Genomic DNA, 10,684 nt, shown 5'->3' on the forward strand with positions numbered 1-10,684 from the left:
GAGCTCTCGAAACGTGTCAGCAATCGTCTCACAATCCCCACTACAGGGATCCGCAAGGACAATAATCGCCGCCCACGCTTCTCTTTCTCAGATTCACTTGTCAAAGAACACCAACAACAGACAGAAACGATATATCTCCGGCTTTTGGCCGAATACCGTATCTGCAAGTCTGTCAAGAAGCTCCGGCTGGCCGCCAAATCCGCTGGCCGCCGCCGATGAGCGGGGTATACGGACGGTGTCCGAGCCCGTCAACACCCATACATCACATTTTTACGACGGTTGCGCGTCGCCGCAGGCGATCCGTCATCCGGGGCGTGTCCTGACACTGGCAAGTCCGGGCCGCGAAGTCCGGGCCGCGAAGTCCGGGCCGCGAAGTCCACGCTACGAAGTCCGCACCGCCAGATCTCCACCGGTCGCCTCTCCTGTAAGCCTGCCGGAGGGCTCGGGGGCAGGGCTCGGGGGCAGGGCTCGCGCCGTAGTACGCGACCTGAACCGCCAGCGCGCCGGACCGTCCCCCTCTTCTCGGGATGGGGAAGGGCGCGCCCCCGAGCCGTGGCCCCCTTCGGCGAGCCGATTCACCGCATCTTCACGCGCCTGGGGCCATCCTGATCGACGAGCGCTGGCGCCGCCCATGCGGCTTCCGAATTCTCACGTCGGCCCACTCCGCACCTGATCCTCGCCACAATGCAGACCAATAGGGTGCCTGAACAGCGTCGGTCATGAGCGGTAGAAGCCTTGCTCCGGCCTGGTCGTTCGCGCAAAATCCAGTTTTCGAAAGGGGCGGGCTGCTCAGGAGCCGCCGAGAAGGAAGCCCATCGTGACGAAGTCTCGGGATTCGGCCGAACTGGTCTCGGCCCTGGCGCGGTGCCGCACGGCCTTTATTGGCGTGGCCGCCATGAGCGGGCTCGTGAACGTGCTCTATCTGACGGGCTCGTTCTTCATGCTCGAAGTCTACGATCGCGTCATCCCGAGCCGATCGGTGCCGACCCTGGTCGGCCTGTGCGTGCTGGCGCTGGTGCTCTACGTCTTCCAGGGCCTGCTCGAGGCCCTGCGCTCCCGGGTGCTCATCCGCATCGGCGCGGCCCTGGACGAGTCCCTGAGCGGGCGTGTCTTCGACATCGTGGTGCGCGCCCCGCTCAAGGGGGCCGCCCCCGGCGACGGCCTCCTGCCCCTGCGGGACCTCGATGCCCTGCGGGCCTTCCTCGGCGGGTCGGGTCCGTCCGCCTTCTTCGATCTGCCCTGGATGCCGATCTACCTGCTGATCTGCTTCCTGTTCCATCCGCTGATCGGCGTCGCCGCCCTGATCGGCGCGGCCGTGCTGGCGATGCTCGGCCTCCTCACCGACCGGGCCACCAAGCAGCCGGCCCAGACCGCCACCGGCCACGGCCTGCGCCGCAACGGCCTCGCCGAATCCGGACGCCGCAACGCCGAAGTGCTCGCCGCCATGGGCATGCAGGGACGCTTCGCCACCCGCTGGGCGATCGCCAACCGCGACTACATGCTGTCCCAGCAGAGCACCTCGGACATCGCCGGCGGTTACGGCGCCGGGTCCAAGGTCTTCCGCATGGCCCTGCAATCCGGCGTGCTGGCGCTCGGTGCCTACCTCGTCATCAACGGTCAGGCCTCGGCCGGCATCATCATCGCCTCCTCGATCCTGGTGGCGCGGGCGCTCGCCCCGGCCGAGCTCGCCATCGCCAACTGGAAGGGCTTCGTCCAGGCCCGCCAGTCCTGGGCCCGCCTGTCCGAGCTGTTCGCCCGCATGCCGGCGGGGGACAGGCCCCATCCGCTGCCGGCCCCCATCCGTTCGCTCCAGGTCGAGGGCATCAGCGTGGCGCCGCCCGGAACCCCGCGCCTCGTGGTTCAGGACGTCACCTTCGCGCTGCAGGCCGGCCAGGGCCTCGGGATCATCGGTCCCTCGGCCTCGGGCAAGTCGAGCCTGGTGCGCGCCCTGGTCGGCGTCTGGCCGGCCCTCCGGGGCAAGGTCCGGCTCGACGGCGCCGCCCTCGACCAGTGGACGGCCGACGATCTCGGCCCCCATATCGGCTTCCTGCCCCAGGAGGTCGAGCTGTTCGCCGGCACGGTGGCCGAGAACATCGCCCGCTTCGATCCGCAGGCCCCCTCCGAGGCGGTGATCGCGGCCGCCCGCGCGGCGGGCGTGCACGACCTGATCCTGCGCCTGTCCGAGGGATACGACACCCGCATCGGCGAGGGCGGGGCAGGCCTCTCCGCCGGCCAGCGCCAGCGCGTCGGCCTCGCCCGCGCACTCTACGGCAATCCCTTCCTGGTCATTCTCGACGAGCCCAACGCCAATCTCGATGCCGAGGGTGAGAACGCCCTGACCCAGGCGATCATCGGGGTGCGCCGGCGCGGCGGCATCTGCGTGGTCATCGCCCATCGGCCGTCGGCGCTGGGCGCCGTCGACCTGATCCTGATGATGGCCGAGGGCCGGGTCCAGGCCTTCGGACCCAAGGACGAGGTGCTCAAGCGCGTGCTGCGCCCGGCCTCGGTTCCCGTCGAAACACGGGCCGCCCCCGGCGCCCTGCAGGAGAGTGCATGATGGCCGTCGCCCTCAGCCCGACCGACCTCCATCCCGCCCTGACGGCGCCGCGCCCCACCGCCCAGGGCTCGATCCGCCGCCACCTCGCCCTCGCCCTCGGCCTGGGCGCGGTGCTGGTGGTCGGCGTCGGCGGATGGGCCACTTTCACCTCCATCTCCGGTGCCGTGATCGCGCCGGGCCAGCTCGTGGTCGAATCCGACGTCAAGAAGGTGCAGCACCCCACCGGCGGTGTCGTCGGCGAGCTCCGGGTGCGCGAGGGCTCGCGGGTCCAGGCCGGCGACATCCTCATCCGCCTCGACGAGACCCAGGTCCGGGCCAACCTCGACATCGTCCTCAAGGCGCTCGACGAGCTCTCGGCACGACGCGCCCGCGACGAGGCCGAGCGCGACGGAGCCGAGCAGATCACCTTTCCGCCCGAACTTCTGGCGCGCGCGGGCAGCGACCCGGCGGTGGCCCGCCTGATCGAGGGAGAGACCCGGCTGTTCACGTCCCGCGTGGCGGGCCGCGAGGGCCAGAAGGCGCAGCTGCGCGAGCGCGTCCAGCAGTTGCGCGAAGAGATCAAGGGCCTGACCGAGCAGGTCGCCGCCAAGGCCCGCGAGGTCGGCTTCATCACCGGCGAGCTCACGGGCGTGCGCGAACTCTACGCCAAGAACCTGGTGCCGCTGGCCCGCGTCAACGCCCTGGAGCGCGACGCCGCCCGCCTCGACGGCGAGCGCGGACAGCTCGTCGCCGCGACCGCCTCGGCGCGGGGCAAGATCGCCGAGACCGAGCTGCAGATCCTGCAGATCGACGGCGACATGCGCACCGAGACCGGCAAGGACCTCGCGGAAATTCGCGGCAAGTGGTCGGAATACGTCGAGAAGCGCGTGACCGCCGAGGACCAGCTCAAGCGGGTCGACATGCGCGCCCCGCAATCGGGCACGGTCCACCAGCTGACGGTGCACACCATCGGCGGATTGGTGACGCCCTCCGAGGCCGCCATGCTGATCGTGCCGGAGGCCGACCAGCTCGCGGTCGAGGTCAAGATCCAGCCCCAGGACATCGACAACGTCCGCATCGACCAGCCGGCGGTGCTGCGCTTCTCCGCCTTCAATCAGCGCACCACCCCGGAGATCGACGGGGTGGTGAGCCGCGTCTCGGCGGACGTGACCACCGATCCGAAGACCGGGATGAGCTTCTACACCGCCCGCATCCGGGTGCCCGAGGATCAGAAGGACCGCCTCGGCCCCCTGCGGCTGGTGCCGGGGATGCCGGTCGAGACCTTCATGCAGCTCGGCAACCGTTCCGTGCTCAGCTATCTCACCAAGCCCCTGACCGACCAGATCGCCAAGGCGTGGAAAGAACGCTGACGCCGGGCGCCTCCGAGACTCGGGGCGCGAATCCGCCCGCGGCTCACGCGTGGGCGAGCTCGGCGGCAAGCCGGGCCAGGGCCCCCTCCGGGTCGATCAGGGTCTCGAGGATCGAGAAATGATCCGCCCCCTCCAGCGCGAGGCAGCGTGTCTCGAGACCCGCCGCGGCACGGGCGGCGGCATAGTCCCGTGACTGGCGCCGGAGCTCGGGCAGCTCGTCCGCCCCGTAGGCGAGGACGAGCGGAGCGCCAGGGCGGGTCATCCGGCGGATCGGCGACAGAGTCTCGACCTCCCCGGGCGTGAGGCGAAGGGCCTCGTCGAGGGTGGTGCCGCGGATCGGCGCCAGATCGAAGATCCCGCTGATCGCCAGGCCCGCATCGGCCTCGGGCCCGTCGAGCGCCAGGGCGGCGAGGTGTCCGCCCGCCGACCAGCCTGAGACCACGAGGCGCCGGCGCCCGAGACCGGCCGCCGCGTCTCCGGCGCGCAGGGTGCGCAGGGCCGACCGGATCTCGGCCGCGATCCGGGTCAGGGAGGCATCGGGTGCCAGGGTGTAGCCGATCAACGCCACGTCGAGGCCGAGGGCCATCGGTCCCTGCGCCAGGCAGGCGAAGCCCTCCTTGGCATTGCGCTGCCAGTAGCCGCCATGGATGAAGGCCAGGAGCGGCGCTCCCGGGCGGCCGCAGCCGAAGCGGTCGATCCGGTTGCGCGGCCCGGCACCATAGGGCGGGCCCGGATCGTAGGGCAGGTCGAGGCTGTGGCCCGGTCGGGCCCGGAAGGCTGCGCTGCGCGCCCGCCATTCCGCGAGACGGGCGGCGCTGTCGGCCACCGCGGCGGAATTGTCGTAGGCCCGGCTCAACGCCGCGCGATCGAGGTCGCGCCACTCCGCCTCAGGCATCATCGCCGGTTCCCCGATACCAATCGACGAGGTCGCCCCCTTGCGCGAACCAGAGGTCGTCGCGGGCGCACAGCGCCTCGAGGAGCCGCTCCAGCAGGCCGATGCGGTGAGGCACCCCGGTGATGTAGGGGTGGATGGCGAAGCTCATGACCTTCGCGCCGCTCAACGGTCCGTCGCCCGCCGCTTCCGCCGCGAGGCGATCGACCTGGGCCAGCGCCCGCGCCACGAACTCGTCGGCGCGATGGTGCTGGATCGCCAGCAGGGGGATGTCGTTCAGTTCCACCGAATAGGGCAGGGCGATGAGGGGCTTCGTGGCCGTCGTGATGCGGCTGGGCCGGTCGTCCACCACCCAGTCGCCGACATAGTCGAGGCCGGCGGCGGCGAGGTGGTCCGGGGTGTCGAGGGTCTCGGTGAGGCCGGGGCCGAGCCAGCCGCGCGGGTTGGCGCCCGTCACGGCCCGGATCGCCGCGAGGGTGCGGGCGATCATCGCGGGCTCGTCCGCGATCCGGTGGGTCGGCACCTGGTGGAAGCCGTGCCCCATGAACTCCCAGCCGGCGGCATGGGCGGCTTCCGCCACGCGGGGATAGGTCCCGCAGACCGAGCCGTTGATCGACAGGGTCGGGCGCAGGCCCCGCGCCGCGAAGGCCGCGAGGACGCGCCAGAACCCGACCCGCATCCCGTATTCGTGCCAGCCCCAGTTGGCGAGATCGGGCAGCAGCGGCGCGCCCGTCGGCGCCACCAGGATCTGGCGCGGCATCGGGTTGTCGATGAGCCAGTGCTCGACATTCACCACCGGCCAGATCGCCACGTGCTTCCCCCCCGGCAGGGCGAGGCGGGGGCGGTCGATGGCGGCCCGGTAGGCGAGGCGATGCTCGGGGCGGCGGGAATCGGAGATATCGGGTTCGGTCATGGGCGGCGATGCGGCGATGGCGATGAAACGCTGGGTCGCGGCGGCGGCCCGTTCCAAAGAGGCGCGTCCCCCTTCGTCTGAAGGAGAGACGACCCGTCACGACCGCCCCTCACGCCGCCACGCGGCCGTGGTGGCTGTGAAGCTGGGCCGAGAGCATCCGGCGCACGTCGTTGAAGGCCGGGCTCGAAACGTCGCGGCGGCGGGGCAGGGTGATGTCGTGGACGGCGTCGATGCGGCCGGGGCTCGGTGACATCACCACCACGCGGTCGGCGAGGAAGATCGCTTCCTCGATGGCGTGGGTGACGAAGAGCACGGTGAGCCCGGTGCGACGCCACAGGTCGAGGAGTTCGTCCTGCAGGCGCTCGCGGGTCATGGCATCGAGGGCCCCGAACGGCTCGTCCATCAGCACCACCTCCGCCTCGTTGGCGAGGACGCGGGCGATGGCGACGCGCTGCTTCATGCCCCCCGAGAGCTGGTGGGGATGCGCGTCCGCGAAGGCACCGAGGCCGACGAGGTCGATGTAGCGGGCCACCGTGTCGCGGATCTCGGCCGCCGGACGCCCGCGCGATTTCGGACCGAAGCCGATGTTGTCGCGGACCGAGAGCCAGGGGAACAGGCCGTAATCCTGGAACACCATGCCGCGCGAGGAATCGGGGCCCGCGATGGGCTTGCCCCACATCAGGGCCTCGCCGGAGGTGGCGGACTCGAAGCCCGCCGTGATGCGGAGCAGGGTGGACTTGCCGCAACCCGAGGCGCCGAGCAGGCAGACGAACTCGCCGCGCTTCACCGTGAGGTTGGCGCCCTTCAGGGCCGTGACGGTCTTGCCCTGGACCGCGAAGGTCTTTCCGACGTCGCGGATCTCGAGGATCGGGAGGGTCGGATCACCCATGAGAAGGACTCCAGGCGAGGAGACGGCGGCCGATCCCCATGACGATCCGGTCCGACAGGAAGCCCGCGACGCCGATGACGATCATGCCGCAGATGACGATCTCGGTGCGGGAGAGCTGGCGCGCCTCCATGATGATGGCACCGAGGCCGGTCTGCACACCGGTCATCTCGCCGACCACGATCACCACCCAGGCGAAGCCGAGGCCGAGGCGCAGCCCCGTGAAGATCGACGGCAGGGCGGCGGGCAGCACCACCCGGGCGAACTGGGCCGAGCCCCGGCAGCCGAGCATCGCGGCCGCCTCGAACAGCCGTGGCTCCACCGAGCGCACCCCGAAGATGGTGTTGACGAGGATGGGGTAGAACGCCCCGAGGAAGACCAGGAAGTAGGCCGAGCGCGGCCCGAGGCCGAACAGGATCATGGCCAGCGGCAGCCAGGCGGTGACGGGCACCGGCCGCAGGATCTGGAACGTCGGATCGAGCAGCTGGCGCATCAGCGGCACCCGCCCGATGAGGAGACCCAGCGGCAGCGCGAACAACACCGCCAGGGCGAAGCCGCCATAGACCCGCGACAGCGAGGCGCCGAGATGCGTGAGCAGGGTGGCGCTGAAGGCGTCGTCGTTGATGCCCCCCACGGCGAGGTCGACCAGCGCCGTCCACACCTCGGCGGGCGGCGGGATCAGGCTATAGGCCCGGCCGGTGGTCAGGACATGCCAGACCACCACCAGCACGGCCGGGATGGCGACCGCCAGGGCGGCCTCGCGCAGGCGCCCCCAGGGTAAGCGGCTCCAAGTCAGCGTGGGGCGCGGACGGGGCGCCGCCTCCGGCACGGGGGCCGCCGCGACGGCGGCCTGTGCCGGGCTCACGCGTCCCTCATCGCGTCGACGAAGCGGGTGTCGATGAAGGTCGAAAAATCGGGCAGGCGCTTGATCTGCTTCAGGGCCAGCATGCGGTCGGCATAGACCTTGGCCTGGGCGATCTCGGTCTCGCCCAGCTTCCACTTCAGCTCGACGTTCGGGGCGGAGAGTTCCAGCGCCTCGCGCTTCTGGCCGAGCTTGGCCACCGCCATGGCGATCATCGCCTCGCGGTTGCCCTGCGCGAACTCCGTGGCCTTGCGGTGGATCTCCAGCATGGTGCGGACGATCTCGGGCCGCTGCGCCGTGGTGTCGGCATGGGCGCCGAACACCATGTTGAGGGCGCCCATCTCGGTGCCGTAGGGATACTCGACGAGGGTGCCGATGCCGCTGGCGAGGCTCACGCCGGGGGCCGGCTCGGCGCCCACATAGGCGTCGATGTCGCCGCGTGCCAGCGCGATGTGCATCTCCGAGAACGAGATCCGCACCGGCGTGATGTCCTTCACGCTCATCCCCTCCTGGCGCAGGCGCTCCAGGGCGAAGACCTCCTGGGTCGAGCCGGGCCAGAGGGCGACGCGGCGACCCTTCAGGTCCTTGAGGGTGGCGATACCTGCATCCTTCTTGGCGATGATCGCCATGCCGCGGTTGCAGGTGGAGGCGATGATGACGAGGGGCTCGCCCGCCGCCGCCCCGAGGGTGCCGGCCGCGATGCCGAAGGTCCCGAAATCCACCGACTTCGTCACCACCGCGTTCTTGCACTCGGTGGGGCTCTCGAACGGCACGACCTCGACCTTGTACCCGGTCGGAGTGAACTGCTCGTAGAAGTGCGGTGCGATCGAGTGGATCAGCTTCAGGGAGCCCATCCGGATCACCGTCGGGCCTTGCGCGCGGGCCGGGCGGGGGAGGCCGAGGGGCGCGGCCAGGATGCCAGCGCCGAGGCCGGCCAGGAGGGTGCGACGGCGGATCATGGCAGGGCTCCGGAAGGCACGTCTCGTGTGCCGAGGCTCAAATCTCGTGGGTCGAGGCTAGGGCTGTCGCCTGTTGCACGCGAGTGCTGTTTCTTGACTGCCCCGTTGCCGGTCGGGCAACAGGGTGGCGTGACGGTCGGGCTCCCGCGATGAAGCACTTGCGCATTCTCACCTACGTGGCCGAGGTGGCCCGGCACGGCGCGATCCGCCGGGCGGCCGAACGGCTCAACATCACGCCCTCCGCCCTGACCCGGCAGATCCAGGACATCGAGTACGAGCTCGGCACGCCGATCTTCGAGCGGGTGGCGCAGGGCATGCGCCTGAACGCCGCCGGCGAATTGCTGGTGCGCCACATCCGCGACCAGCGCGCCGACCTCGACCGGGTGCGCTCGCAGATCGCCGACCTGTCGGGAGTCCGGCGCGGCCACGTGGCGTTGGCCTGCAGCCAGGCCTTCGTCAACCACGTGGTCCCGGACGAGGTCGAGGCCTACCGGGCGCAATTCCCGCAGGTGACCTTCACCGTGCAGGTGCGCGACCACGTCCAGGCGGTGGCGGCGCTGGCGCAGTTCGAGGCGGATCTCGCCCTGGTGCTGCAGCCGCCGCCCTCCGCCGACATGCAGGTGCTGTTCTCCTGCCGCCAGACCCTGTGCGCCCTGGTCCGGGCCGGGCATCCCCTGGCCGCCGAGGCCGGGCCGGTGCGCCTGCGGGACTGCCTCGCCCACCCGATGGCCCTGCCGGACCGGTCGCTCGCCATCCGCCACCACCTCGACGACGCGCTGGCCCGCCGCGGCACGCCGCTGACGCCCGTCATCGAGTCGAGCTCGCTGGAATTCCTGCGCAACCTCGTCCTGCGCGAGGACGCGGTCAGCCTGCAGGTGCCGAGCGGCATCCCCGACGATCCGCGCCTGCGCTTCCGCCCCATCGACGCCCGCGACCTCGCCCCGATGACGCTGATCCTGGGACAGTTGCGCGGTCGCACCCTGCCGGTGGCGACGGCCAAGTTCGCCGACCGCTTCGCCAGCAGCCTGCACCAGCGCTATGGCCTGGAGGCCGCGTGACGGCGGAGGCGGGGATGCGCCTGCGCGACGGTGTCGTCTCGATGAACGCTGCGGCGCGCGGACGACGGGCAGCGGCGGGCTGGATCGGCCTCCTGGCGACCGGCGCGGCCCTGGCGGTCGCGGCGGCGCCGGTGCTCGCACCCGCTGTCCTCGCGGGCCGCCTTCTCGCGGCGGCCGACGATCCCGGCACCCTGGCGGAGATCCGCCTGGAACGGGCGGCCACGCCGCAGCGCCTGGCAGCGGGGCTCGATGCCGCCCTCGCGGCCGAGGACGAGGATCTGGCGCTGAGCTTCCTGGCTCTGGCCGATGCCCGCGGCCTCCCCGTCGATCCGGATCGGCGCCTGCGCGTCGAGGCCCTGGCGCAGGGACGGGTGGCGCGCGCGGCGCGGGATTTCGCCACCGGCGCGGTCTCGGGCGAGGCGGAGGGAGCGGCGGGTCTCGCGGGATCGCTCGCCGCCGACGTCACCGGCCTCGGCGACGTCCGCGACCTCCTGCGCGAGGGAACGCGCTACGCTCGTGCCGAGCCCTACGATCCGCTTCTCCTCGGCATGGCCCTGGTGGGCCTGCCGCTCACCGTCGCCACCTGGACGGCCGGGGCCGGGGCGGGTCCGCGTGCGGGCATGACCGTGCTGAAGGTCGCACGGCGCGGCGGCCGGCTCTCACCGGCGCTCGCCGCGAGCCTCGGCCGCACGTTGCGCGCCGGCCTCGATCGCGAGGCCGTGGCCCGCGCGGTCGCCGCCTCGTCCCGCCTGGACCTCATCGGCGCGCGGGCCGCCGCCGGTCTCGCCATCCGGCCCGGTACGGTGGCGCGCCTGACGACCCTGGCCGGTGATGCCGTCGTGCTCGGGCGCCGGACCGGCCAGCGCGGCGTGCTGCAGGTGCTCGGTCTCGCCCGCGATCCGACCGATGTGGCCCGCGCGGTCCGCCTCAGCGAGCGGCTGGGACCCCGCACCCGCGCCGCCCTGGCGCTCCTCGGGCGTGGGGCGCTGGCACTGGCCACCGGGCTCGCGGCCCTGGCGAACGCCCTCCTGGCGGGCCTCGCCTGGTGCGTCGGGCTCGCCCTGTTCTGCCGTCGCCTCGGGCTTCTCCTCGGGCGCGCGCTGTGGCGGCGGCCCGCACGCCGGGATGCCTGAACGCGATCTTGGCCCATCACGGTTTCGCCCTGGCGGTGGCGGTCGGCGCGACGGTGCCTGCTGATGGGTCTCGGG

10 protein-coding genes are annotated in these 10,684 nt (G+C 71.7%); 5 read left to right on the plus strand and 5 right to left on the minus strand.

Annotated elements, in window-relative coordinates; translation table 11 throughout:
* The 3 genes from J7U37_RS24260 to J7U37_RS24270 all read left to right on the plus strand — a co-directional run.
* Nucleotides 1-219, plus strand: a 219-nt coding sequence (locus J7U37_RS24260) for a hypothetical protein (protein ID WP_247637399.1), incomplete at its 5' end; no start/stop codon positions are given.
* Between the two features lie 598 nt (nt 220-817).
* The gene (locus J7U37_RS24265) at nt 818-2,557 is read left to right on the plus strand and encodes a type I secretion system permease/ATPase (RefSeq protein WP_348773019.1); all 1,740 of its coding nucleotides are present in this window, start codon (nt 818-820) and stop codon (nt 2,555-2,557) included.
* A complete protein-coding gene (locus tag J7U37_RS24270) occupies nt 2,557-3,906 on the plus strand; it encodes an HlyD family type I secretion periplasmic adaptor subunit (RefSeq protein WP_247637403.1) in 1,350 nt (449 codons plus the stop codon). Before J7U37_RS24265 ends, J7U37_RS24270 begins: the two co-directional genes overlap by 1 nt.
* A gap of 43 nt (nt 3,907-3,949) precedes the next feature.
* On the opposite strand, the gene J7U37_RS24275 is transcribed toward J7U37_RS24270, so the two are convergent.
* The 5 genes from J7U37_RS24275 to J7U37_RS24295 all read right to left on the minus strand — a co-directional run bounded on the left by J7U37_RS24275 (nt 3,950) and on the right by J7U37_RS24295 (nt 8,418).
* The gene (locus J7U37_RS24275; RefSeq protein ID WP_348773020.1) at nt 3,950-4,804 is read right to left on the minus strand and encodes an alpha/beta hydrolase; all 855 of its coding nucleotides are present in this window, start codon (nt 4,802-4,804) and stop codon (nt 3,950-3,952) included.
* Nucleotides 4,794-5,768, minus strand: a complete 975-nt coding sequence (locus J7U37_RS24280; protein ID WP_247637400.1) for a polysaccharide deacetylase family protein — start codon at nt 5,766-5,768, stop codon at nt 4,794-4,796. The genes J7U37_RS24275 and J7U37_RS24280 overlap by 11 nt, the downstream gene beginning before the upstream one ends.
* 52 nt (nt 5,769-5,820) lie before the next feature.
* On the minus strand, nt 5,821-6,600 hold the full coding sequence (locus J7U37_RS24285) for an ABC transporter ATP-binding protein (protein ID WP_056180968.1): 780 nt from the start codon (nt 6,598-6,600) through the stop codon (nt 5,821-5,823).
* Entirely contained in the window at nt 6,593-7,393 is an 801-nt protein-coding gene (locus tag J7U37_RS24290) for an ABC transporter permease (protein WP_244477062.1), read from the minus strand. Before J7U37_RS24290 ends, J7U37_RS24285 begins: the two co-directional genes overlap by 8 nt.
* Nucleotides 7,394-7,458: 65 nt before the next feature.
* Entirely contained in the window at nt 7,459-8,418 is a 960-nt protein-coding gene (locus tag J7U37_RS24295) for an NrtA/SsuA/CpmA family ABC transporter substrate-binding protein (protein ID WP_247637401.1), read from the minus strand.
* Between the two features lie 149 nt (nt 8,419-8,567).
* On the opposite strand from J7U37_RS24295, the gene J7U37_RS24300 reads away from it, so the two are divergent.
* The gene (locus tag J7U37_RS24300; RefSeq protein ID WP_056180971.1) at nt 8,568-9,476 is read left to right on the plus strand and encodes a LysR family transcriptional regulator; all 909 of its coding nucleotides are present in this window, start codon (nt 8,568-8,570) and stop codon (nt 9,474-9,476) included.
* Nucleotides 9,473-10,609: a hypothetical protein gene (locus J7U37_RS24305; protein WP_156633854.1), complete on the plus strand. Its 1,137-nt coding sequence runs from the start codon at nt 9,473-9,475 to the stop codon at nt 10,607-10,609. The genes J7U37_RS24300 and J7U37_RS24305 overlap by 4 nt, the downstream gene beginning before the upstream one ends.
* Nucleotides 10,610-10,684 lie beyond the last annotated feature (75 nt).

Origin of the sequence: Methylobacterium sp. 37f (assembly GCF_023093475.1) — a bacterium.
GTDB lineage: Bacteria > Pseudomonadota > Alphaproteobacteria > Rhizobiales > Beijerinckiaceae > Methylobacterium.

What these genes read in the sequence shown, in the direction of transcription:
- J7U37_RS24270 (WP_247637403.1), top strand. Translation starts at nt 2,557, where the DNA reads ATGGCCGTCGCCCTCAGCCCGACCGACCTCCATCCCGCCCTGACGGCG.
- J7U37_RS24275 (WP_348773020.1), bottom strand. Translation starts at nt 4,804, where the DNA reads ATGATGCCTGAGGCGGAGTGGCGCGACCTCGATCGCGCGGCGTTGAGC.
- J7U37_RS24285 (WP_056180968.1), bottom strand. Translation starts at nt 6,600, where the DNA reads ATGGGTGATCCGACCCTCCCGATCCTCGAGATCCGCGACGTCGGAAAG.
- J7U37_RS24295 (WP_247637401.1), bottom strand. Translation starts at nt 8,418, where the DNA reads ATGATCCGCCGTCGCACCCTCCTGGCCGGCCTCGGCGCTGGCATCCTG.
- J7U37_RS24300 (WP_056180971.1), top strand. Translation starts at nt 8,568, where the DNA reads ATGAAGCACTTGCGCATTCTCACCTACGTGGCCGAGGTGGCCCGGCAC.